General features: G+C 62.9%; 19 protein-coding genes and 1 tRNA gene. 4 read left to right on the top strand and 16 right to left on the bottom strand.

What is annotated here, in order from left to right; genetic code table 11:
• Positions 1–84: 84 nt before the first annotated feature.
• Positions 85–708: a phosphoribosylanthranilate isomerase gene (locus AC07VU_RS16315; RefSeq protein WP_277588265.1), complete on the bottom strand. Its 624-nt coding sequence runs from the start codon at positions 706–708 to the stop codon at positions 85–87.
• A 64-nt stretch (positions 709–772) separates the two neighbouring features.
• Positions 773–1,597: a tRNA pseudouridine(38-40) synthase TruA gene (truA, locus tag AC07VU_RS16310; RefSeq protein WP_016704910.1), complete on the bottom strand. Its 825-nt coding sequence runs from the start codon at positions 1,595–1,597 to the stop codon at positions 773–775.
• A gap of 232 nt (positions 1,598–1,829) precedes the next feature.
• On the opposite strand from truA, the gene AC07VU_RS16305 reads away from it, so the two are divergent.
• Positions 1,830–2,489 (top strand): M24 family metallopeptidase, encoded by a 660-nt coding sequence (locus AC07VU_RS16305; protein WP_253363345.1) that lies wholly within the window; start codon positions 1,830–1,832, stop codon positions 2,487–2,489.
• A 78-nt stretch (positions 2,490–2,567) separates the two neighbouring features.
• Here the strand turns inward: AC07VU_RS16305 and AC07VU_RS16300 are convergent, their stop codons facing one another.
• The 6 genes from AC07VU_RS16300 to leuC all read right to left on the bottom strand — a co-directional run bounded on the left by AC07VU_RS16300 (position 2,568) and on the right by leuC (position 11,144).
• A complete protein-coding gene (locus tag AC07VU_RS16300; protein ID WP_495030138.1) occupies positions 2,568–5,195 on the bottom strand; it encodes a motility hub landmark protein FimV in 2,628 nt (875 codons plus the stop codon).
• Positions 5,196–5,398: 203 nt separating this feature from the next.
• Positions 5,399–6,409, bottom strand: coding sequence for an aspartate-semialdehyde dehydrogenase (locus tag AC07VU_RS16295; RefSeq protein WP_274306118.1), 1,011 nt, complete (start codon positions 6,407–6,409; stop codon positions 5,399–5,401).
• A gap of 183 nt (positions 6,410–6,592) precedes the next feature.
• The gene (gene asd / locus AC07VU_RS16290) at positions 6,593–7,705 is read right to left on the bottom strand and encodes an aspartate-semialdehyde dehydrogenase (RefSeq protein WP_007921989.1); all 1,113 of its coding nucleotides are present in this window, start codon (positions 7,703–7,705) and stop codon (positions 6,593–6,595) included.
• Positions 7,706–7,759: 54 nt separating this feature from the next.
• Positions 7,760–8,842, bottom strand: a complete 1,083-nt coding sequence (gene leuB / locus AC07VU_RS16285; RefSeq protein ID WP_053260338.1) for a 3-isopropylmalate dehydrogenase — start codon at positions 8,840–8,842, stop codon at positions 7,760–7,762.
• 228 nt (positions 8,843–9,070) lie between these two features.
• Positions 9,071–9,715 (bottom strand): 3-isopropylmalate dehydratase small subunit, encoded by a 645-nt coding sequence (gene leuD, locus AC07VU_RS16280; RefSeq protein ID WP_007921993.1) that lies wholly within the window; start codon positions 9,713–9,715, stop codon positions 9,071–9,073.
• 10 nt (positions 9,716–9,725) lie between these two features.
• Complete coding sequence (gene leuC / locus AC07VU_RS16275; protein ID WP_277588261.1) at positions 9,726–11,144, bottom strand: 3-isopropylmalate dehydratase large subunit; 1,419 nt, start codon at positions 11,142–11,144, stop codon at positions 9,726–9,728.
• Positions 11,145–11,289: 145 nt separating this feature from the next.
• On the opposite strand from leuC, the gene AC07VU_RS16270 reads away from it, so the two are divergent.
• The 3 genes from AC07VU_RS16270 (at position 11,290) to AC07VU_RS16260 (ending at position 17,338) form a co-directional block, all read left to right on the top strand.
• Positions 11,290–12,180, top strand: coding sequence for a LysR family transcriptional regulator (locus tag AC07VU_RS16270; protein WP_053260337.1), 891 nt, complete (start codon positions 11,290–11,292; stop codon positions 12,178–12,180).
• 81 nt (positions 12,181–12,261) lie between these two features.
• The gene (locus AC07VU_RS16265; protein WP_087088536.1) at positions 12,262–15,540 is read left to right on the top strand and encodes a sensor domain-containing protein; all 3,279 of its coding nucleotides are present in this window, start codon (positions 12,262–12,264) and stop codon (positions 15,538–15,540) included.
• Between the two features lie 106 nt (positions 15,541–15,646).
• Positions 15,647–17,338, top strand: coding sequence for a molecular chaperone HscC (locus tag AC07VU_RS16260; protein WP_274306116.1), 1,692 nt, complete (start codon positions 15,647–15,649; stop codon positions 17,336–17,338).
• Here AC07VU_RS16260 and AC07VU_RS16255 read toward each other — a convergent pair.
• From AC07VU_RS16255 to AC07VU_RS16220, 8 genes are all read right to left on the bottom strand, one after another.
• The gene (locus AC07VU_RS16255) at positions 17,335–20,019 is read right to left on the bottom strand and encodes a molecular chaperone DnaJ (RefSeq protein WP_495030137.1); all 2,685 of its coding nucleotides are present in this window, start codon (positions 20,017–20,019) and stop codon (positions 17,335–17,337) included. The genes AC07VU_RS16260 and AC07VU_RS16255 overlap by 4 nt on opposite strands.
• Complete coding sequence (locus AC07VU_RS16250; RefSeq protein WP_274306114.1) at positions 20,016–20,714, bottom strand: DUF1266 domain-containing protein; 699 nt, start codon at positions 20,712–20,714, stop codon at positions 20,016–20,018. Before AC07VU_RS16250 ends, AC07VU_RS16255 begins: the two co-directional genes overlap by 4 nt.
• Positions 20,715–20,897: 183 nt before the next feature.
• A complete protein-coding gene (locus AC07VU_RS16245; RefSeq protein ID WP_495030136.1) occupies positions 20,898–21,344 on the bottom strand; it encodes an Hsp20 family protein in 447 nt (148 codons plus the stop codon).
• A gap of 121 nt (positions 21,345–21,465) precedes the next feature.
• A complete protein-coding gene (locus AC07VU_RS16240; protein WP_495030135.1) occupies positions 21,466–22,425 on the bottom strand; it encodes a tRNA dihydrouridine synthase in 960 nt (319 codons plus the stop codon).
• A 100-nt stretch (positions 22,426–22,525) separates the two neighbouring features.
• Entirely contained in the window at positions 22,526–22,963 is a 438-nt protein-coding gene (locus tag AC07VU_RS16235; protein ID WP_009043019.1) for an acyl-CoA thioesterase, read from the bottom strand.
• Positions 22,964–23,011: 48 nt separating this feature from the next.
• A complete protein-coding gene (locus AC07VU_RS16230; RefSeq protein WP_053260331.1) occupies positions 23,012–23,845 on the bottom strand; it encodes an alpha/beta fold hydrolase in 834 nt (277 codons plus the stop codon).
• A 29-nt stretch (positions 23,846–23,874) separates the two neighbouring features.
• Positions 23,875–24,414 (bottom strand): TetR/AcrR family transcriptional regulator, encoded by a 540-nt coding sequence (locus AC07VU_RS16225; RefSeq protein WP_007922012.1) that lies wholly within the window; start codon positions 24,412–24,414, stop codon positions 23,875–23,877.
• A gap of 182 nt (positions 24,415–24,596) precedes the next feature.
• A tRNA-Glu gene (locus AC07VU_RS16220) sits at positions 24,597–24,672 on the bottom strand.
• Positions 24,673–24,748 lie beyond the last annotated feature (76 nt).

The raw sequence follows: 24,748 nt of genomic DNA, 5'->3' as shown, positions 1-24,748 counted from the left end.
ATTTACGGCCCGCCCAGCGACGGTGCCGGCCTGTTTTGTACAGTGGTGTTATGGACGGCGGCAGACTGCCAGCCGTCACATCGACTAACAGCTGCCGCGAACGGCCTGCATAAATGCGCGAATCTTTGCGTGATCCTTGATGCCCTTGCTCTGCTCCACCCCGCCGCTGACATCCACGGCGTACGGGCGAACCTGCGCTATCGCCTGGCCGACATTCTCGGCAGTCAAGCCACCGGCCAGGATAATCGGCTTGCTCAAGCCTTGCGGTACCAGTGACCAATCGAAGGCTTCGCCGGTTCCACCCGGCACGCCCTCGACGTAGGTATCGAGCAGGATGCCGCTGGCCCGCGCATAAGCCGCGCAACGGCTGGCAATATCGTCGCCGGCCTTGACCCGCAGCGCCTTGATGTAGGGCCGGTGATAGCCCTCGCAGTCCGCCGGTGTTTCATCGCCGTGAAACTGCAACAGGTCCAGCGGCACCGCATCGAGGATCTCGCCCAGCTCGCAGCGGCTGGCATTGACGAACAGGCCCACGGTGGTCACGAACGGCGGCAGCGCGGCAACGATCGCCCGCGCCTGCTGGACGTTCACCGCCCTCGGGCTCTTGGCGTAGAACACCAGCCCGATGGCATCGGCCCCGGCCTCGACCGCCGCCAACGCATCCTCAATGCGGGTAATCCCACAAATTTTGCTGCGAACGGCTGGCATGTCGTTTAAACCTCAGGGCAAATCCGGGGAAAGTCCCGGATGGTAGCAAATGCTTTTCCGGGCGTCAGCCGTCAAGTTCCGAGAAGCCAGTGAGGAAATGTGGCCCGATGTATCGCTCGGGCAGCTCGAACTCATCGTGATACTCGACCTGCACCAGATACAGTCCGAAAGGATGCGCCGTCACCCCGCCCGTGCGGCGAATCCGGCTTTCCAGCACTTCCCTGGCCCACTCGACCGGACGCTCGCCCGCGCCGATGGTCATCAGCACTCCGGCGATATTGCGCACCATGTGATGCAGGAACGCGCTGGCACGGATATCCAGGACAATCATCTTGCCGTGCCGGGTGACCCGCAGATGGTGGATTTCCTTGATCGGCGACTTGGCCTGGCACTGCCCTGCACGGAATGCACTGAAATCATGGGTGCCCACCAGATGCTGGGCAGCCTCGGCCATCCGCTCGACATCCAGCGGGCGATGATTCCAGGTGATCTCCTCGTTCAAGTGCGCCGGACGGATCTGGTCGTTGTAGATCACGTAGCGATAGCGGCGGGCAATCGCCTTGAACCGCGCATGAAAATGCGCCGGCATGACCTTGGCCCAGCTCACGCTGATGTCGTGGGGCAGGTTGATATTGGCCCCCATCACCCACGCCTTCATCGACCGCTCGGCCTGGGTATCGAAGTGCACCACCTGCCCGCAGGCGTGCACGCCGGCGTCGGTACGCCCGGCGCAAGACAGCAGCACCGGCGAGTCCGCCACCCGGGACAACGCCTTCTCAAGGGTTTCCTGGACACTCGGGACACCGGAAGCCTGACGCTGCCAGCCGCGATAGCGCGAGCCCTTGTATTCGACACCCAACGCAATTCTGAAAAAGCCTGCGGCCGCCATTTCGGCGGCCGCGTTATCTATATTTGCCAAGAACTTACAGCCTGCTGATATGCGCAAAGGCAGCCATTATAAGGCGCGCGCAAGCAGACGCCATGCGCGACCCGCTTTTAGTTGATGTTTGCCCACTAAGCGCCAGCGAGCGTAAACAGGATTGCGTGAAAACCAGGACAAACGCTATATAGATGAATATATAACGAAACCCATAAATCCACTCGACCGGGACCTGAGACCAATGACCGCCATCAACAAGGAGGCCGTGGGCCTCGCCTACAGCCTGCAAGGCATGCTCCACGCCAAACGCAAGACCTGGGAAGCCATCGCGCAGATAGCCGCGCGCATCCAGCCAGGCATGCTCGAATCCCAGGCTCGCGCCTTGGGGCTGGAGGTGCTTGCGGAATTGGGCATGGACCGGATCTGGCACCCGGCGCTGGTGCGCTTTGGCGAAAACACCCTGAAGACCTTCAAGCAACGCTCCGAAGGCGATCCGATATTGGGCGACAACGACATCTTCTTTATCGACCTGGGAGTGGTCTGGGACCGCCACGAAGGCGATTGCGGCGCCACCTTCGTCACCGGCAACGATCCCGAGATGCAAGCCTGTGCCACGGCGGCCCAAACCCTGTTCGAACGGGTTCGTGATCACTGGAGCGAGCACAAGGTCGCCGGCCCTGCCCTGTATCGCTATGCCGAAGAACAGGCGAGCGCCATGGGCTGGGTGCTGAACCTGGAGATCAAGGGGCACCGGGTCAGCGACTTCCCCCATGCCATTTATCGAGCGGGCGACCTGGGCAACTTCGAGGCATGCCCCAACGTTGGCCTGTGGATTCTGGAAATCCAGATCGCCCACCCTACCCGGCCGTTCGGCGCCTTCTACGAAGACCTGCTGGCTTAACCGCGCAAGCGCTGCCATGGGCCCAGAAACAAAAACGGCAGCCTCGATGGCTGCCGTTTTTTTGCTGCTGGCGCCGACTCAGGCCAGACGCGCGAGCATTTCCTTGGCTTCGCTTTTCTGACCGTCGTTACCTTCGCTGATGACTTCGCCGAGAATATCCCGCGCGCCATCGTTATCGCCCATGTCGATGTAGGCCTGGGCCAGATCGAGCTTGGTCGCCACTTCATCGGCGCCGGAAAGGAAATCGAAATCCCCTTCGTCGGCACTGCCTGCGGCATCTTCCGCGGTAAAGGTCGGCTCGGCCAGGTCCGGCTGCTCGAGACTTTGCGACAAGCGATCCAGCTCGGCATTGACATCGTCCAGCTCGGAAGCGAAAGCATCCTTGGCAGCGGGCTGCGCATCCATCTCGTCAGCCAGGGACAAGTCGAAGTCCGCTGGCAGCTCAAGATCGTCGAGCGCAGCTTCGGTCACCGTAGGCACTTCGGCAGCCGGCAGATCCTTCAGGTCGTCATCCAGACTGAGCAGGAAATCCTCATCGGCTTGCGCCACGGCAGGAAGACCCTCACCCAGATCCAGGTCGAAATCCGACAGATCGTCCAGGCTTTCCTTGGCTTCGGTTTGCTGCTGCAGCACCGACTCGAAGCTCAGGTCGTCATCCAGCGGGAAGTCGTCCAGCTCGGGCTCAACTTGAGCAGGAACAGCCGGAGCAACCGGCGACGCCGCAGAGGCGGCCTCCAGATCGTCCAGGCTCAGATCGAAGTCGGTATCCAGGTCGTCGACAACCGGTGCCGGCGCTGGCTCCTGCGGCTCGTCGAGCAACAGCTCCTTGACGTATTGAGCATCCAGCGCCGCCGCCACGGCCGCAGCGCCGAGACCCGCAGCCGCCACAGCAGCCATTGCCGGGAAGCGACTTTTCAGCTGTTCGACTTCAGCGTGATTCTTGCCATTGGCCACCAACTGACGCTCCTGGGCCACAAAGGCGCTGCGATCGCCCTGATGACCGTAGACCTCCATCAGTTTCAAGCGCACCTCGCTACGCTGCGGCTCCAGCTTGACGGCCTCCTCCAGGATCGCCGCCGCCTGGTTCAGGCGACCGCCATCGATATGGGACTGGGCCTGATCCAGCACATCGGCCGGGTGCTCGACTGCGGCAGCCACCGGCGCCGCGTCCACCACAGGCGCCACGACCGGGGCTGGAGCTGGAGCTGGAGCTGGAGCTGGAGCTGGAGCTGGAGCTGGAGCTGGAGCGAGCTTGACGCTCGGCGGTGGAACTTCAAGGCCTTCGAAGCTGCTTTCCGGCAGATCCAGATCCTTGGACAGATCAGACTCTTCGGACAGGGCGCGAGCCATGCGCAGATGCTTTTCCGCCTCCTGCTGAGCCTTGCGACGGCGAGCCAGCAACAGCAGCAACAACAGCACCAGCACTGCCCCACCGCCCGCCAGCCCCAGGAGGATCGGATTGGTCAGCAGGTCGTTGAATGTGTCTTCATCGGACGCCGGTGTTTGCGCCTGGGCCGGTGCCGCTTCAGCCGGGGCCTCGCCCGACGTTGCCGCAGGATCGGTCACTGGCGCCGCCGGGGTCGCAGGCTGCTCAGCCAGCTGTGCCGGCATGGCCGCGGTCGGTTGTGCTGGCGCCACGGCACCCGCCCCTTCCGCCTGCAATTTGGCCAACTGGTCGTTCTTCAATTCGATCAGGCGTTGCAGCTTGTCCAGCTGGCTTTGCAGGTCCGTCAGACGGCTTTTCAGCTCGGCGTTGTCACGCCGGGCCGTATCGAGGCTTTCCTGAGTCACCGCCAGCTTGTTGCTCAGCGCCTGGCTGTCGCCAGCCGCACCCTTGCCCCGCGCCTTGCCGGACTCGGCAGACACCAGGCTCAGATTATCCTTGGCCGCGCCTTGGGTAGGCGCCTTGTCCGCGCCCGCGCGCCGGGTGCCATCCAGTTGCTGCTGAGCGCCACGCGGCGCCAGGCGGCGCCCCTGACGCCACGCCGTATTCTGCGCGGCGACCTCGGCGATCGCTTGCGGCTGCGGCAGGCTGGTGCTCTGCACGGCATCGGGCAGGCGCAATACCTGCCCGGTCTTCAGCCGGTTGATGTTGCCGTCGATAAAGGCATCCGGATTCAGCGCCTGGATGGCCAGCATGGTTTGCTGGACCGAACCGCCATTGCGGGCCTTGGCTGCAATCTCCCAGAGGGTATCGCGGGCCGAGGTGGTGTATTGAGCAGGCTTGCCGGCACCGGTGACCGGCGCGGCAACCGCTGGAGTTTGTGCCGCGGATTGCACGGCCGCTTCAGCGGTTTGCGGGGAAAACTTGGAAGGGTCGAGCAGGACGCTGTAGTCGCGCAGCAGACGGCCATTGGGCCACATCACCTGCACCAGGAACTTGACCATCGGCTCGGAGAGCGGATGGCTCGACGTGACCCGCAGCACGCTCTTGCCGCTGGCATTGAGCACCGGCGTAAAGCTCAGGTCATTGAGAAAGGCCTGGCGATCGACGCCCGCCTTGGCGAAATCTTCAGGCGAGGCCAGGCTCGGCACCACCTCGGCGGCGGTGAGATCCTTGACGTCCAGCAACTCGATTTCTGCAACCAGTGGCTGGTTCAGAGTCGACTTCAGGGTCAGCTCCCCGAGCCCAAGCGCCTGCGCCATACCGGAGGACAGCGCCGATGCGGCCGCTATTGCTAACACCAGTTTGCGAACTTGAACCATAGCCTCATCCTTTGTTTGAACATTCCTCGGCCAGCGAGAAGGTGTTGTAGCGCTGCCGTAAGGCATTGCGTGCGGCCTGAAGGGCCGCTTCGCGCGATATATGTCTGCATGCCTTGGAAGAGCGCGACGGCAGCTCACCTCCAGCAACCAGCCAAGCATAGCGCCCAGCTAGAATCATTCTGCAAATTGTTGCCAAGTATCTTTTACAGAAGGTCTTTTATCAACAACTCAGCCAGCTGCACGGCGTTGAGCGCAGCCCCTTTGCGTACGTTATCTGACGTCAGCCAGAGATTAAGTTCCGCCGGGTCATCGATCCCCGCGCGCACCCGACCAACGTAGACCACATCCTGCCCCACCGCATCGCCCACCGCGGTCGGGTAGTCGCCCGCCTCCACCAACTCGATGCCGGGCGCCGCTTCGAGCGCGGCATTGACCGCGTCCAGGTCGATCGCCGTGGCTGACTGCAGAGTCACGCTATAGCTATCGCCAAAAAACACCGGGGCTTGAACACAAGTGACAGAAATCTTTAATAAAGGCTGCGCCAGCACCTCGCGCAACTCCCGGACCAAGCGTTTTTCCAACAAGGTGTGACCTTGCTCATCGGGCGTGCCGACCTGTGCCAACAGGTTGAATGCCATCTGCCGGTCGAAGAATCGCGGCTCCAACGGGCGCGCATTGAGCAGTTCGGCGGTCTGCCGCGCCAGCTCGGTTACCGCTTCACGGCCCTGGGTGGACACCGCGAGGCTGGCGGTCAGGTTGACCCGCTGGATCTCGAACAGAGCCTGCAACGGCGCCAGGACCACCGCCAGCGACGTGGCTGCGGCGCTGGGGCTGCTCAGTTGAACGGGCTTTTCCAGGCCGCTCAGCACCCGCCTGTTGGCTTCCGGCACCAGATTCGGTGCCTGGGCCGAAGGCAATGCGCCCGACAGGTCGATCACCGCGCAATTGGCCGCCGTCGCCCGCGGGGCGAAGCTCAGGCTCACCGCCGGGCCGGCAGCGAAAAACGCCAGCTGCACCTTGCTGAAATCGAACTCGTCGACCTCACGCACGCGCACATTTTTTCCACGAAACGGCACCGAGTGCCCCGCCGACTCGCTGCTGGCCAACAGGTACAGGTTGGCGATCGGAAAATCGCGCTCTTCGAGAATCTGGACGAGGGTTTCGCCGACAGTACCGGTGGCACCGATCACGGCGATATCGAAGGACTGGTTCATGGTGCTACCTCTGGCGAAACGGGGGAGCGGCACTTTACCCGGCGCTTGGGGGCGAGGCAATTTATCAGATCTGGCACATCAGACTTTTCGCAAACATGCTCATAGCCAGCAATCAGAGCTGCTCCGATATGAAAAAAGCCCGCGCCTCTTGCAAGGCGCGGGCTCTTTCAACGCATCAGAGCATCAACGCTCGAGCAGGATCCGCAGCATGCGGCGCAGCGGTTCGGCAGCGCCCCACAGCAACTGGTCGCCGACGGTGAACGCGCCGAGGAACTGCGAGCCCATATTCAGCTTGCGCAGACGGCCCACCGGGATGTTCAGGGTGCCGGTGACCTTGGTCGGGCTCAGCTCCTGCATGCTGATGTCACGCTGGTTCGGTACCAGCTTGACCCAAGGGTTGTGCTGGCTGATCAACCCTTCGATATCGGCGATCGGCACGTCCTTGTTCAGCTTGATGGTCAGCGCCTGGCTGTGGCAGCGCATGGCGCCGATCCGCACGCAGATACCGTCGACCGGGATCGGGCTCTTGAAGCGGCCGAGAATCTTGTTGGTCTCGGCCTGGGCCTTCCACTCTTCGCGGCTCTGGCCGTTCGGCAGTTCCTTGTCGATCCATGGAATCAGGCTGCCGGCCAGCGGCACACCGAAGTTCTCGGTCGGGTAGGCATCGCTGCGCATGGCTTCGGCGACCTTGCGGTCGATGTCGAGAATGGCGCTGGCCGGATTGGCCAGGTCATCCGCCACGGCGGCGTGGGTCGCGCCCATCTGCTTGATCAGTTCGCGCATGTTCTGCGCGCCGGCACCGGAGGCCGCCTGATAGGTCATGGCGCTCATCCACTCCACCAGACCGGCTTCGAACAGGCCGCCCAGGCCCATCAGCATCAGGCTGACGGTGCAGTTGCCGCCGATGTAGTTCTTGGTGCCGGAGTCCAGCTGCTGGTCGATGACCTTGCGGTTCACCGGGTCGAGGATGATCACCGCGTCATCCTGCATGCGCAGGCTGGAAGCGGCATCGATCCAGTAGCCCTGCCAGCCGGCTTCGCGCAGCTTGGGGAAGACTTCGCTGGTGTAGTCGCCACCCTGGCAGGTCAGAATCACGTCGAGGGTCTTCAGCTCTTCAATGCTGTAAGCGTCCTTGAGCGGAGCAATGTCCTTACCCACGGACGGGCCTTGGCCACCGACATTGGAAGTGGTGAAAAACACCGGCTCGATAAGATCGAAGTCTTGCTCTTCCAGCATCCGCTGCATGAGCACGGAACCGACCATACCGCGCCAACCGATCAGACCTACACGTTTCATCGCAACTACACCTATACAAAAGTGGGCCACCGTCTGAGCGGTGGGCCCGAAAGATTACAGATTCCGCAGCGCGGCGACTACTGCATCGCCCATTTCCTGCGTACCCACCTTGGTGCAACCGGCCGACCAGATGTCGCCGGTGCGCAATCCCTGGTCCAGTACCAGGCTCACGGCCTGCTCGATGGCATCCGCCGCGTCGTTCAGGTTGAAGCTGTAACGCAGCATCATCGACACCGACAGAATGGTCGCCAGCGGGTTGGCGATGCCCTGCCCGGCGATGTCCGGCGCCGAACCGTGGCATGGCTCGTACATGCCCTTATTGTTGGCATCCAGCGACGCCGACGGCAGCATGCCGATGGAACCGGTGAGCATCGACGCTTCGTCGGAAAGGATGTCGCCGAACATGTTGTCGGTGACCATCACGTCGAACTGCTTCGGCGCACGCACCAACTGCATGGCGGCGTTGTCGACGTACATGTGGCTCAGTTCGACATCCGGGTAATCCTTGGCCACCTGCTCGACCACTTCGCGCCACAGCTGGCTGGACGCCAGGACGTTGGCCTTGTCCACCGAGCAGAGCTTCTTGCCGCGCACACGGGCCATGTCAAAGCCGACCCGGGCGATGCGGCGGATTTCACTCTCGCTGTACGGCAGGGTGTCGTAGGACTGACGCTCGCCGTTTTCCAGCTCGCGGGTGCCACGTGGCGCGCCGAAGTAGATGCCGCCGGTCAGCTCGCGAACGATGAGGATGTCCAGGCCGGACACGATTTCCGGCTTGAGGCTGGAAGCATCGGCCAGTTGCGGATAAAGGATCGCCGGACGCAGGTTGCCGAACAGGCCCAACTGCGCGCGAATTTTCAGCAGGCCGCGCTCAGGGCGGATATCGCGCTCGATCTTGTCCCATTTCGGGCCGCCCACGGCGCCCAGCAGGACCGCGTCGGCAGCCCGCGCACGGTCCAGGGTCTCGTCGGCCAGCGGCACGCCATGCTTGTCGATGGCCGCGCCACCGATCACGTCATGGCTCAGCTCGAAGCCCAGGCTGTACTTGGCGTTGGCCAGCTCCAGCACCTTGACCGCCTCGGCCATGATTTCCGGGCCGATACCGTCGCCTGGGAGAATCAGAATCTGCTTGCTCATGTTTTCCTCATTTGCTCTGTCGGTGTGCTGGTTGGCACGCCCGGAAAAATGCTGTTGCCTGGCCTGCGGCGTCCGCTCACTCGTAGAGAACGAAGCGCTGGCCCGAATATCAAGCCGTCATGGCTTTTTGGGGCGGTTGCGGCGAGCAAAAAGCTCGCTCCTACAGGTTGTGTGTCCTCTCCTGCCGGAGCGAGCTGGCTCGCCATCAATGCATCACTTTAACGCCGATCAGGCGTCGCGAAACAACCACGGCTGGCTGGCCCGATGCTTGGCCTCGAAGGCGGCAATCGCGTCGCCGTCCTGCAAGGTCAGGCCGATATCGTCCAGGCCGTTGAGCAGGCAATGCTTGCGGAACGCATCGATCTCGAACTTCAACACCTTGCCATCGGGACGGGTCACGGTCTGGGCCTGCAGGTCGATCTGCAACTGGTAGCCCGGATTGGCCTCGACCTGCTGGAACAATTCATCGACTTCAGCATCGCTGAGGATGATCGGCAGCAAGCCGTTCTTGAAGCTGTTGTTGAAGAAGATGTCAGCGTAGCTCGGCGCAATGATGCTGCGAAAACCATATTCTTCCAACGCCCAAGGCGCGTGCTCACGGCTGGAGCCGCAGCCGAAGTTTTCCCGGGCCAGCAATACACTGGCGCCCTGGTAGCGCTCGGCGTTGAGCACGAAATCCTTGTTCAACGGACGCTTGGAGTTGTCCTGGTACGGCTGGCCGACATCCAGGTAGCGCCACTCGTCGAACAGGTTCGGGCCGAAGCCGGTGCGCTTGATCGACTTGAGGAACTGCTTGGGAATGATCTGATCGGTGTCGACGTTGGCACGATCCAAAGGCGCGACAAGACCGGTGTGCTGGGTGAAAGCTTTCATGCTGCGCTCCTTAGATCAATTCACGGACGTCGACGAAACGACCGTTGACGGCGGCGGCCGCGGCCATGGCCGGGCTGACCAGGTGAGTACGGCCACCGGCGCCCTGGCGACCTTCGAAGTTGCGGTTCGAGGTCGAAGCGCAATGCTCGCCGGACTCCAAGCGGTCCGGGTTCATCGCCAGGCACATCGAGCAGCCCGGCTCGCGCCATTCGAAGCCCGCTTCGAGGAAGATCTTATCCAGGCCTTCCGACTCCGCCTGGGCCTTCACCAGGCCCGAACCCGGGACCACGATCGCCTGCTTGATGGTCGAAGCCACCTTGCGGCCCTTGGCGATAACCGCCGCGGCGCGCAGGTCTTCGATCCGCGAGTTGGTGCAGGAACCGATGAATACCCGGTCCAGCTGGATGTCGGTGATCGCCTGGTTGGCGGTCAAACCCATGTATTTCAAGGCACGGACGATGGAGTCGCGCTTGACCAGGTCCATTTCCTTGGCCGGGTCCGGCACGTTCTGATCGACCGCCAACACCATCTCGGGCGAAGTGCCCCAGCTGACTTGCGGCTTGATCTGCGCGGCATCCAGCTCGACCACGGTGTCGAACTTGGCATCGGCGTCGGACACCAGGTCCTTCCAGGCTTCAACGGCGAGGTCCCATTCCGCGCCCTTGGGGGCGAATGGACGACCCTTGACGTATTCCACGGTCTTTTCGTCCGCCGCCACCAGGCCCACACGGGCGCCGGCTTCGATGGACATGTTGCAGATGGTCATGCGGCCTTCGACGGACAGGTCGCGAATCGCGCTGCCGGCGAACTCGATGGCATGGCCGTTACCGCCAGCGGTGCCGATCTTGCCGATCACAGCCAGGACGATGTCCTTGGCGGTCACGCCAAATGGCAACTTGCCCTCGACCCGCACCAGCATGTTTTTCATTTTCTTGGCGACCAGGCACTGGGTGGCGAGCACGTGCTCGACCTCGGAGGTGCCGATGCCGTGCGCCAGGGCGCCAAAGGCACCGTGGGTCGAGGTGTGGGAGTCGCCGCAGACCACGGTCATGCCGGGCAAGGTGGCGCCCTGCTCCGGGCCGATGACGTGAACGATGCCCTGACGCACGTCGTTCATCTTGAATTCGACGATGCCGTATTCGTCACAGTTGTCGTCGAGGGTCTGAACCTGCAAACGCGAGACCTGGTCGGCGATAGCGCCGATGCCGCCCTTGCGCTCCGGCGTGGTCGGTACGTTGTGGTCCGGGGTCGCGATGTTGGCATCGATGCGCCAAGGCTTGCGCCCGGCCAGACGCAGGCCTTCGAAGGCTTGTGGCGAGGTCACTTCGTGGATGATGTGACGATCGATATAGATCAGCGCCGAGCCATCGTCGCGCTGCTTGACCAAATGCGAATCCCAGAGCTTGTCGTAGAGCGTTTTGCCGGCCATCAGACGGTTCCTCATCATTTTCTATGCCGCGGGTCTCTGACACCGGTCAATAACCCCTTGGCTTGTGAGGCTGATGCTATGGCGTTACATTAAATAACTCAAATTCATATTTTTTATACTTTGGATAACCGACTGGAATACGACCATGGACCTGGCCAACCTCAATGCCTTTATCGCGATTGCCGAAACCGGCAGCTTCTCCGGAGCCGGCGAGCGCCTGCACCTGACCCAGCCGGCCATCAGCAAGCGCATCGCCGGCCTTGAGCAACAGCTCAATGTCCGGCTGTTCGATCGCCTGGGCCGCGAAGTGGGCCTGACCGAGGCCGGACGCGCCCTGCTGCCGCGGGCTTATCAGATCCTCAACGTGCTGGACGACACCCGCCGGGCGCTGACCAACCTGACCGGCGAAGTCAGCGGCCGCCTGACCCTGGCGACCAGCCACCATATCGGTCTGCACCGCCTGCCGCCCCTGCTGCGCGCCTTTACCCGCCGATACCCGGAAGTGGCCCTGGACATCCAGTTTCTCGACTCGGAAGTGGCCTATGAAGAGATCCTCCATGGTCGCGCCGAGCTGGCGGTGATCACCCTGGCCCCCGAACCCCATACACTGGTCAAGGCCACTCCGGTGTGGAACGACCCGCTGGACTTCGTCGCCGCCCCCGAGCATCCGCTAGTGAGCAACGGCACGGTCAGCCTGGCCGATATCGCCCTGCATCCGGCGGTATTTCCCGGCGGCAACACCTTCACTCACCATATTGTCCAGCGCCTGTTCGAGGCCCAGGGCCTGACGCCGAACATCGCCATGAGCACTAACTATCTGGAAACCATCAAGATGATGGTGTCCATCGGCCTGGCCTGGAGCGTCTTGCCGCGCACCATGCTCGACGATCAGGTGGCGCGCATTCCTTTACCGGGCATACAGCTCACTCGCCAGCTAGGCTATATCCTGCATACCGAACGGACGCTGTCGAATGCTGCGCGGGCTTTCATGGCCTTACTGGATGCACAAGTCGATTGGCCAGGGACCAAGGCGTAAGCGTCCCGGCATGACTTATGCCACCTCTTTGCTTGCCTGAACCTGCGCCTAACGCTCTTTTCAGCCCAAGGCCCGCTGCTCATGCCAAAACCCGCTGACCGTCTACCGCCCATGCCGCGCGTTCACGCGCTCGACCCGAAACAGTCGGAGCAAAGCTGGGAGAGCGCCCCGCAGTTGCTTGCCGCACTCAATGGCGCACGGCTGGGCGCCTGGTACTGGGACATCGAAAGCGGGCAAATCAGCTGGTCGCGGGGCACCCAGGCGCTGTTTGGCTTCGATCCGCGCCAGCCGCTGCCCAAAGACCTGGAATACCTCGACCTGCTGCCCGAGGAAGACCGCGCCAAAACCATTCGCGCCTTCCATTCGGTGCTGGCCGGCGCGCCGCTGGAACAGGCGATGCATCACCGCATCCGCTGGCCCGACGGCAGCCTGCACTGGCTGGAAATCAATGGCAGCGTGCTGCCGGACAAACATGGCAAGCCCCGAATGATCGGGGTGATTCGCGAAATCACCCACCAACGCCAGCGGGAACAAGCCCTCAGCAGCTCGGAAAAACGCTTTGCTACGCTGTTTCACCTGTGCCCGAACATGGTGCTGCTGACCCGCCTGGAAGACGGCCTGATCAGTGAAGCCAACCAGTACTTCGAAAGCCTCTTCGGCTGGCCGGTGCAGCATGTCATCGGCCGCACCACCCTCGAACTGGGCCTGTGGGTCGACCCGGAACAACGCGCGCAAATGGTCAAGGCGGTACAAAAACGCGGCCAGGCGGCCACCCTCGAGGTGCAACTGCGCGCCAGCAACGGGCAGATTCACGACGGTATTCTCAGTGCCCAGAAAGTCGAGCTGGAAGGCCAGGCCTACCTGCTCAGCACCTTTCTCGACACCAGCGAACGCAAGCTCGCCGAACAGGCCCTCAAGGACAGCCAGGAGCGCCTCGACCTGGCGCTGGACTCGGCCCAGCTCGGCACCTGGGACTGGCACATTCCCAGCGGCATGCTCTACGGCTCGGCCCGCGCCGCGCAGTTGCACGGCCTGGAGCCGATGCCGTTCCATGAGTCCTTCGATGCATTTTTCGAGGGCGTGCCCGACGAAGAGCGCAACAGCATGCGCGATGCCTACCGCAGCCTGCGCGAAGGCCCGGCCGGCAATTATCAACTGACCTACCGCGTGCAACTGGCCGATGGCTCGTCACGCTTTCTGGAAAGCCGCGCCCGCCTCTACCGCGATGAGCAGGGCCATCCGCTGCGCATGGCTGGGACCTTGCTGGACATTACCGAACAGGTCGAGCGCGAGCAGCGCCTGGTGACGTCCGAGGAAAAGTTCGCCAGCCTGTTCCAGGTCAGCCCGGACCCGATCTGCGTCACGCTCCAGGAAACCGGGCAGCTCATCGAGATCAACTCCAGTTTCACCCAGACCTTCGGCTGGACCGCCGACGAGGTGCTCAACCGCAGCGCCGACGAAATCGGTCTCTGGGACGACTCCGCCCAGCGCCTGCAACGGGTCGAACAGGTAATCCGCGAACAGGCGCTGAACAACGTCGCGGTGGTGGTCCGGCACAAGGACGGGCACCCCCTGGCCTGCATCATTTCCAGCCGGCAGATCACCGTCGACAAACAGCCGTGCATTGTCACCACGCTGCGCGATATCACTCAGCAACAACGCTCCGAGGCCGCGCTCAAGGCCAGCGAAGAGAAGTTCGCCAAAGCATTCCACTCCAGCCCCGACGCTATCACCATCACCGAACGCGACACCGGGCGTTACCTGGAGGTCAACGACGGCTTCTGCCGGCTGACCGGCTACCGCGCCGAAGAAGTGATCGGCCGCACCGTGTATCAGGTCGGTATCTGGGCCGAGGAAAAACAGCGCTCGATCCTGCTCGCCGAGCTGCAGCTCAAAGGTCGGGTCAATCACCTGGAAATGCTCGGCCGCAACAAGCGTGGCGATATCCTGACAGTCGAGGTCTCGATCGAACCCATTACCCTCAATGAAACCCCCTGCCTGCTGTTCACCGCGCGGGACGTCAGCCTGCTGAAAAATGCCCAGGCGCAGATTCGCCACCTGGCCTACCACGACCCGCTGACCAACCTGCCCAACCGCGCGCTGTTGATGGACCGCCTGAGCCAGCAGATCGCCCTGCTCAAGCGCCACAACCTGCGCGGCGCCCTACTGTTTCTCGACCTGGACCATTTCAAGCACATCAACGATTCCCTCGGCCATCCGGTGGGCGACACCGTGCTGAAGATCGTCACCGCGCGGCTCGAAGCCAGCGTGCGCATGGAAGACACCGTGGCACGCCTGGGCGGCGATGAGTTCGTGGTCCTGCTCAGCGGCCTGGAAGGCAGCCGCAGCGAAGTCAGCGAGCAGGTGCGTGAACTGGCCGATACCCTGCGCGAGCTGCTGTCCGAACCGATGTTCCTCGACGGCCAGCGCCTGCAGGTGACCCCGAGCATCGGCGTGGCGCTGATTCCCGATCACGGCTCGACCCCCACGGACCTGCTCAAGCGCGCCGACATCGCGCTGTACCGGGCCAAGGACTCCGGGCGCAACACCACGCAGATGTTCCACAACACCATGCAGAAAGCCGCCAGCGAGCGCATGCGCATGGAAACCGACCTGCGCCTGGCGCTGTCCCGGGGCGAGTTCAGCCTGCACTTCCAGCCCCAGGTCGATGCCCGCGACAACCGCATTGTCGGCGCCGAGGCCCTGGTGCGCTGGCACCACCCCGAACTGGGGGCGCAATCGCCCACCGAGTTCATCAAGGTCCTGGAAGACAGCGGCCTGATCCTCGAGGTCGGCACCTGGATTCTCGACGAAGCCTGCCAGGCCTTCAGCCAGCTGATCGCCGAAGGCCTGGTGGACCCGCTCGACTTCAGCCTGTGCGTGAACATCAGCCCGCGACAGTTCCGCCAGAACGACTTCGTCGAGCGTATAGAGCACAGCCTGAGCCATTACCAGCTGCCGCCTTCGCTGCTGAAGCTGGAGATCACCGAAGGCATCGTGATCCAGAACCTGGAAGACACCATCGGCAAGATGCGGCGCCTGAAAAAACTCGGCGTGAGTTTCGCCATGGACGACTTCGGCACCGGTTATTCGTCGCTGACCTACCTCAAGCGCTTGCCGGTGGATGCGCTGAAGATCGATCAGTCCTTCGTCCGCGATGCGACCCACGACCCCAACGACGCGGAGATCGTGCGCGCCATCGTCGCCATGGCCCGCAGCCTGGACCTGAAGGTGATCGCCGAAGGCGTGGAAACCGCGGAGCAGCTCGAGTTCCTGCAAGGCCTGGGCTGCCATTTGTATCAGGGTTACCTGCACAGCCGACCGCTGCCGCTGGAGGGTTTGAAAGCCCTGCTGGTCTGAGCGGGCGACATGTAATCGCCGGCCTGACAGATCAACGGGGCAGCAATTGCCAGTGTTTGGCACAACCTGTAGGGTCGCGTTTTTTGTGACGCCCACGAGATCGATCATGCAGGATGCAACCCTCCCCCGCCCGGCCCTGCTGGGCATTGACCTTGGCACCACCAACAGCCTGATCGCCGTCTGGCACGACGGCCGCGCCCAGTTGATCCCCAACGCCCTCGGCGATGTCCTGACCCCGTCGGTGGTCAGCCTCGATGAAGACGACAGCATCCTGGTGGGCAAGGCCGCGCGAGCCCGCCTGACAACCCACCCGGAACGCACGGTCGCGGCCTTCAAGCGCTTCATGGGCAGCGACAAGCGCCTCGAACTGGGCGGCCGACCGTTCAGCCCGGAAGAACTCTCGGCGCTGGTGATCGGCTCGCTCAAACAGGATGCCGAAGCCTTTCTCGGCCATCCGGTGCAGGAAGCGGTGATTTCGGTGCCCGCCTACTTCAGCGACGAACAACGCAAGCGCACGCTGTTCGCCGCCGAACTGGCGGGCCTGACGGTGTCGCGGCTGATCAACGAGCCGACCGCGGCCGCCATGGCCTACGGACTGCACGAACAGAAGTTCGAACGCACGCTGATCTTCGACTTGGGCGGCGGCACCTTCGACGTCACGGTGCTGGAATACGCGCTGCCGCTGATTGAGGTGCATGCCTCCACCGGCGACAACTTCCTGGGCGGCGAGGACTTTACCGAGGCCTTGTTGCAGGCCTGCCTCAAGGACTGGCAACTCACCCCGGCGCAGATCGACGCCCAGGGCATGGCCAGCCTGGGCGACGCCCTGGAGCAGCTCAAGTGCACACTCGCCGAAGGCACTCAGTCACTGAACTGGCGCCATGGGGACACCTCGTATAAATGGACGCTGGACGAAGCGCTGGCACTGAAAATCTGGGAACCGCTGCTGGCCCGCTTGCGCGCGCCCATCGAACAGGCCCTGCGCGATGCCCGCCTCAAGCCTCGCGACCTCGACAGCCTGGTGTTGGTGGGTGGCGCCACCCGGATGCCGGCGGTGCAGCAGATGGTCGCCACCCTGTTCGGCCGCCTGCCTTACCGCCATCTCGACCCGGATACGATCGTCGCGCTGGGCGCCGCCACCCAGGCCGCCTGCAAGGCCCGGGACGGGGCCATCGAAGAACTGATCCTGACTGACGTCTGCCCCTACACCCTGGGGATTTCCACCCGTCGCGGCGAACAGGTCAGCGGGGCCTTTTCGCCAATCATCGAACGCAACACGGTAATCCCGACCTCACGGGTGCAGCAGTTCTACACCACACATCCGCATCAGGCGTTTATCCGCATCGAGGTGTACCAGGGCGAGCGGCCCTGGGTACGGGACAATATTTTCATCGACGCCTTCGACGTGCCTCTGACACCCAGCGAGCAGATCCAGTCCCTGGACGTGCGCTTCAGCTATGACATCAATGGCCTGCTCGAAGTCGACGTCACCCTGCTGGCCAGCGGCGAACGCCATAGCCACAGCATTGACCGCAGCCCCACCGGGCTCGATGCGCAATCCCGGCAAACCAGCCATGAGCGGCTGACCGCGCTGAAAATCCATCCTCGCGACGCCCTGCCCAACCGCACCCTGCTGGCACGCCTGGAACGGGCGTGGATGCAAAGCCTGGGCGACGAGCGCGAGCGCATCGCCGACTGGCTGGACACCTTCACCACCGTGCTCGGCGACCAGCAACCAGCGCAAATCGCCAGCCATCGAACCCAGCTGAACAAGGCGCTGGACCAGCTGCGTCTCTAGCCGTTGAGCCGCCGCAAACAGGCCTGCAAACCACCGGGCAGCGCGTCTTCACCCGCGCTGTCCGGCGGTACGCCATAGCGGTTGGGCAGCTTGTCGCCGGGAAAGGCGAACAGGATCAGCGACAGAAATGGAAAGAACACCGACAGACCGCCCAGCACCAGCAAGGTCGGGATACCACGCCCCATGTCATGCAGGCGGCGCAGAATCGCCCCGAGTAAAAACAGGCTGCCCAGCAATGACACAACGAGCGCGGACAGCGACGTGCCGCTGAACAACGCGGCCAGCGGGGTGACCAGCACAGCGCCCAGCACCTGCCAGAAAAACGCCCCGCGTCCCAGCCGTGTGCCCAGGCGCCAGAACGCCGTGGCGGGCGTCGGACGGCTGTCGCCCTTGGCCAGCAGCAGACGCTCGCTCCAGGACAGCAGCGCACTGAAGGCAAACCGCAGGCCGAGCCCGTGTTCCGGATTGTCCTTGGCCCGCTGCATGCGCAGCAGCACTTTCTGCCGAGGCACACCGGCACCGCCGTAACGCACCAGCCCCTTGAGCACATCGAGGGCCAGGTAAAAGGCCTCGCTGTCGATCCCTTCGTCTTCGACCAGCGTCTGCTGCGGCGGCCGTGGCGGCTCGCCCTTGATCAAGCCGTGACGGAAGCCGTCGAACCAGTCCTGGGGATTGGTGACTTCGGTAATCCGGTCGAGCAGGTATCGACGCTGCTGCGCATCGAGCACCGGGTCGTGATACAGCACACCGCTCAAGAGCATGCGCCCGAGCAAATCGTCCGCGAAGGCGTGCAGGTCGCTGCGCAGGCATGCGAACAAGCGTTCATTGCTCAACAACCGCGCACTGTCGAGCGCCTCCTGGACGCCAAGCAATTGCCGGTCGAGCAAGGCATGCAGCGGATCCGCCAATTGCAGCCAGCCGAGCAAAGCGCTCAGGTCGCCCTGTTCGCGCTGCAACTGGGCAAGCTGCGGCTGCAGCCGGCTGAGCGGATGGGACGGATTGAGCGCCAGGCGCTCCAGGCACCGCGAGTCGATCAATTGCCACCAGCGTTCCGGCTGCTCCAGCAACGCCTTCAGGAACAGCGTATGGGCGTACCAGTGCCAGACCGCCTCTCCCGTCCCTGGCGGCGGCAACACTACGCCATGCTGGCTCAGTTGCAGCAGCAGGTTCAGTTCCGACAAATCGCTAGCGGCATCCGTATCGGTCAATTCGAAAAACTCGGCGATACGCTCCAGGGCAGCGTGACCGTAAGGACGCAATCGGCGCAGCCACACACGGCAGATCTTATGCGGCTCACCGGTTGTCAGCGCATCGGCCAGTTGCACCGAAGCAGCCCCTTCATCGATGAAGGCCTTCATCGCCAACGGAATCGGCGCCTGGCTCAACCAGCGCAGGTGCTGCCCGGCCTGGTCCTTGAACCCGCTCAGCACCAGGCCTTCGAGGGCATCCAGCGGCTGCGGCTCGTCCAGCACCTGTTGCAACAGGTCTGCTGCGCCACGGTGCAAGGCCCAGGCATGCCGGTACAGGCGCAACAACCGGGTGTCGGTGTTCTGACCCAGCAACTGCGCCAGCAAGGGCAACTCGTCGCCGGTCATCCGCCAATCGATAAAGGCCTGCGCCAACCCCTGCAGCTCGAGCCGGCCAACGCCGAGCCAGCGGATCAGCGTCTCGGGACGTTGTGAAGGGCTGCCGTATTCCTGGGTGACATGGGCGAGATCGGTGGACCAGCCGCTGAAATGCTCCAGACGATCAAATGCCTGGATCAGCAGCGGCAAAAAGTCCGGCTGACGTTTGGCACACAACGCCAGCAATTGGCTCTCGGCCTTGGGATGACGATGCTCCTGCCAAAGCCGGACCCAGCAAGGCAACGCCTGATCGTCCAGCCCCAGCAGGCTGTTCTGGCACGCCAGCAGGTAAAGCCAGTCCACATCATCCGGGGCTTCGCGCTGCTGCTCGATGCACAACTGCAGCAGCCCCTGGCCACCGATGCCCACCTGGGTGAATTGCACCAGCAAGCGCTTGATGAAGAGCGCATCGTTCGGCAACGGCAGGCAGGTGTGTTGGCTGGCGAAGCCTTCGTATTCGTGGAGCGGTCGCCGGTCGAAGATGAAGTCGAGACTGCGCGCGTACCACAGGCTTTCGGTCTGCGCCGGTTCCGACCAATTCCCCATCAGCGCCGTGTCGAATGGGTCCGGGGTCTTGATCCGCTCCAGATAGTCCTCGACATGACGGGCCTGATCGAACCCCAACTCCAGCAACTGATGCTCCCAGCCCATGCGCTGGGCCAGCAGGCCCGCGCAACGATGGGACAGCGGCCCGGCGTTGGCCGTCCGCCCGAACAACTCCCAGCGCAGGTCATCGAGCATGCCGAGCGGCAGTTGATCCAGTGTCTTGATAAAAGCCCGCCAGGCCTCAGGATTGAAGCGTCGCGCCGGATCACTCAGCAGCGCATCAAAATCGAGGATGGCCTGCGCAGGCTCAGGCTCGTTCTCCTGCGCCGCTTCAAGTTCCTGCGCCTTGTCACGCACCAGCCGCAGGGCACTCTCGTAGGCCTGGCGCAGTGCCTGGAATCCTTCGGGATCGGTCTCCGGGTGATGCTCCGGCAGACGGGCACGATAGGCATTGCGAATCAGCGTTTCATCGGTGGTAGGGTCGATACCCAGCTTTATCCAGCAACTCATGACCAGGCGAACTCCTCAAGCGAGGCCGGACGTTGCGGCATATCCAGTTCCAGATGCCAAGGCAGGTCCGCCAGGCACTCCGGCATGTTTTGAGCAAGGCCCCGGGCGATTCTCTGGCTGAGGGGATTTTCTCCTTGCCGATCCAGCTCGTACGCCAGTTCTTCATCGCTGTTGCCCAGGCAGGCCCAAAACGAGCGCCCAACCAGGAACCCATTGAAATAGGCGAACCAACTGCCGTAGTGGTATTGCGCTCTGACCGCCAATCGGCTGTGCAGCCAAAGACTTTCGGTCAGATCGATCCACCGGTTGCGCACGCCGCAACGCAAGAGAAACCCCATGCGCCCGTAGTCCCAGGAAAGAATCCCGCCCGGGCCGCAAGCGCCAAAGGTCCGGCTGGCGAGCTCATACAGGATGCGCTCGCGAGGTTCGAGGGTGTCGAGCAAGGCTTGCCATTCGCTTGGCAGGCAACGCTGCCAGGCGCGATAGGCATCGTCGAGATGGCCGGCATGACCGTTGTCAGTCATTTTCTCCAGCATTCCCAGCAACTGCCGCCGGTCATTGATGCCCCAACCATTTTGTATGTCGATGGATTCCGGGCTGGAGTAGAACGCAGGGTTGTCGTATTCAGCGCGAGGGTTGAGCGCAACCATCGGCGCAGAAAGACCCCACAGCCAGCGCTGTTGTATCTCGTCCATGAAAAAGGCTCCAGGCCGACCGGTAAGGAGGGGGTCGGCAAAACTGCGGCGGATTGTAGAGAAAGCGCCGCAACGCGGCAAAGGCGAACGGCGATTTTTCCGGGCATAAAAAAGGCCCCGACTTGTCGGGGCCTTTTTCAGCGACTCAGCGCTCGATCAAACGCCTGTGTGGCGGCGCATGGATCAATGCTGCAGGGCTGGCTTCTGCGTCCCGTTGATCGGGATGCGTTTGGCTTTCGCCTCTTCCGGGATCACTCGCAGCAGGTCGATGCTCAACAGACCGTTGCTCAGGCCGGCGGCCTTGATCTCGATGTGATCGGCCAGACGGAAGGACAGCTTGAAGGCACGCTGGGCGATGCCCTGGTGCAGGAAGGTGACGCCTTCGTTCGCGTCGCGTTTGCCACCACTGATGGTCAGCACGCCCTTCTCGACTTGCAGCTCCAGGTCTTCTTCCCGGAACCCGGCGGCGGCCACGACGATGCGGTACTGGTCGTCGCCGTGCTTTTCGACGTTGTAGGGCGGATAGGTGCTGCCTGGCTCATTGCGCAGGGCGGTTTCGAACAGGTCGTTGAAACGGTCGAAACCCACCGAGGAACGGAACAGTGGTGCGAGGGAAAATGCAGTACTCATGGTTCAAATCTCCTGAAAACAATCAGCAAGTTTTTTTGTCTCCGCGACCCGAATTCGGCATCGCGTAACCCTTAGATAGGGACCGCCGATTGCATTTCAAGAGACTTTTCGCAGATTTTTTTCAGGCCGCCTCGGCCACCGGCAAGCCCAGCAAACGCGAGACTTGATCCGGCTCGGTTTCGCGACGCAGGACGGTGAACAGCTCCACCGCCTCGGGATAATTGCGCGTCAGCATCGCCAGCCACTGCTTCAGGCGGCCCGGCGATTGGCGAGCCGTCATCTGCGCCTTGGCTTGCAGCCAGAAGTCCTGGATCAGCGGCATCAGCTCGGCCCAGGTCATCTCGACCACCTCTTCCCCGACCCGCGCGGCGGCGATTTGCCGGGCCAGGTCCGGACGCGACACCAGGCCACGGCCGAGCATGATGTCTTCCACCCCGCTGATTTCGCGACAGCGGCGCCAGTCTTCGACACTCCAGATATCGCCGTTGGCGAACACCGGCACCTTGACCACGTCCTGCACTCGCGGAATCCACTCCCAGTGCGCCGGCGGCTTGTAGCCGTCGACCTTGGTCCGCGCATGCACCACGATATGTTCCGCGCCGCCTTCGGCCAGCGCCGTGGCGCACACCAGCGAGCCATCCGGACTGTCGAAGCCGAGGCGCATCTTGGCGGTCACCGGGATGTGCGCAGGCACGGCACGCCGCACCTGCTCGACGATCTGGTTGAGCAGCTCCGGCTCCTTGAGCAGCACCGCACCGCCACGGGATTTGTTGACGGTCTTGGCCGGGCAGCCGAAGTTCAGGTCGATGACTTCGGAACCGAGCTCACAGGCCAGCGCGGCGTTTTCCGCCAGGCACACCGGATCGGAACCCAGCAGCTGCACCCGCAGCGGCACGCCGGATGCGGTCCGGGCGCCGTTCAACAACTCGGGGCCGAACTTGTGGAAATAGGCCGGCGTGAGCAACTGATCGTTGATCCGGATGAACTCGGTCACGCACCAGTCGATACCACCGACCCGGGTCAGCACATCCCGCAGGATGTCATCGACCAACCCTTCCATGGGCGCCAAAGCAATTTGCATGAATCACACTCAACGTAAAACGCGGTAAAAAAACGTGCGCCAGTTTACTGGGTTTCGCTGGGAAGCAGGTATTTCAACGGGTGGATGGTCGCGGGCGGGTTCAGCTCGCCCCTTGCAACGCCGGCCCATAACCCTCGAGAAACTCCGCCGGCATGCGCTTGGGCTTGCCGCTGGACAGCTCGATGCAGACAAAGGTGGTCTGGGCCCGCAGCAAGGTGCTGCCATCGCTCGGACGCACCAGCTGGAAGCGCCGCGACATCTTCAGGCGCTGGTCCCAGTCGACGATCCAGGTCGCCAACTGCAGCTCGTCGCCTTCATAGGCCGCCGCCAGGTAGTCGATCTCGTGGCGTACCACCGCCATGGCCCGATCCAGGCGGCGGTATTCGCTCAGGTCCAGGCCCAGGCGCTGGGAATGACGCCAGGCGCAACGCTCCAGCCAAGTGACGTACACCGCGTTGTTGGCGTGTCCCAAGCCGTCAATATCTTCGGCACCTACCTGCAGATCGATGATAAACGGCGTTGCCAGATCCCAGCCCATGCCCCACTCCCGGTCAGGTTATTCGACCGGAGCAGTGTAACGGATTGCTCAGGCGGATTGGCGCGCTTGCAGGCTGCGGCCGGCCAACAGCGTCAGCACACCCTCGATCAGCCGCGGATCGGCCAATACGCGCTGATGCCCACCCTCCTTCAGGCGCAACAAGCGGCTGTCGAACCAGGCGTCGTGGATCAGTTCGGACTCCTTGACCGGGACAAAGCAATCATCTTCGGCATGCACGATCAACCCGGGCATGTCCAACTGGTAATGCGCGACATCCAGGGCTGCGGCACGCATACCAACATCCTGCTCCACCTGGCGGATAAAGGCCGAGCGCGCCTTGGGTGGCAGGCGCACATAACGGGCGAAGCCGCGCAGGACGCCGAGTATCCGCGCCGGGGCGGCGATGCTGACCAGGGTCTCGGTACGCAAGCCCAGCTGTACCGCCAGCATGGCACTAGCGCCCCCCATGGAATGGCCGATGACCGCGCGCAGCGGCGGCAACTCCGCGGCGGCTTCGAGCATGGCCCGGGCAAACAGCATCACATTGGCCTCGCGACCGGGAGAACGCCCGTGGGCGGGACCGTCCAGCGCCACGACGCTGTAGCCGGCGCCCACCAGCGCATCGATCAGGCTGGCAAATTGCGTGGGGCGGCCTTCCCAACCGTGCATCAACAGCACCGCCGGCCCCTGACCCCAGCGCAATGCCGAGAGCCCGAAGCGCAGGGTAATGCGCTCCGAACGCGCCAGCAGCGGCAGCTCCCAGTCACGCGGCAGCCGCTCGCGCGGCGTCATGAAGGCCAGTCGCATCTTACTGGCGACCAGCTTCGGCGCAACCCAGCCCAAGGTGCCGTTAACGCCACGAACCCAACTTAACGTGCTCATCGCTTCTCTCCTCAGGCCAGCGCCTCAGGTCATAGCACCGCCGACTTGGCAGCGCGCAGTAAACGGTCCGACAGCTCACCAGCTCCCAGCGCCCGGGCCAGGGACAAGCCGCCCACCATCAGGGCCAGATCGGCCAGGGCCTTGTCGGTGTCTTCGGGGGTGGTCGCCAACTGAGCCAGCATCAGCTCGATGTGTTCATTCAGGACTTTGCGGAAATCGTCCGGCAGGCGCCCCATTTCACCGACCGACGCGGGGATCGGGCAGGCCTGCTCGGTGGAATCGCGGTGCTTGCGCGACAGATAGAACGCTGCCACCAGCGCTCGCCGCTCTTCGCCGGTCAACGATGCGTCCATATCGGCGATCAGACCCCGGCGCTGGGCCAGCAATTGACTGAACGCTTCCAGCATCAGGGCGTCCTTGCTTTCGAAATGCGCGTAGAAGCCACCGACCGTCAGGCCCGCGGCACCCATCACTTCGCCCACGCTCGGCTCGGCCGGGCCACGCTGCACCAGCGCGGTGCTGGCGGCCTGGAGAATGCGCTCGCGGGTTTGAGCTTTTTTATCGTTCATCGTTGCCTCCGAATATTACGATCAAAATATTATTCTCATAATAAATTTTCGCAAGTCGTTAGTGTGACCGTCGGTCAGGAGAACAGTGTGGGGAGAAAGGGAGAATTGGCCAAACGCCAGACAAACAAAAGGGCCATTCAATAATTGAATGACCCTTATAAATCCCGCAGAGCGGGTAAACGTGGCGTCCCCTAGGGGACTCGAACCCCTGTTACCGCCGTGAAAGGGCGGTGTCCTAGGCCACTAGACGAAGGGGACACAAACCCTTCACAACTGATCAGTGCTGAGAGCTGATCGATTCAAGGCCGGTGTGGCCAGACCTTGAACTGTAAAA

The sequence above is a fragment of the Pseudomonas sp. GW821-FHT02B10 genome (genome assembly GCF_059421865.1).
Note: the sequence above shows the minus strand (reverse complement) of the source record. Positions and strands in the feature narration are given on the sequence as shown.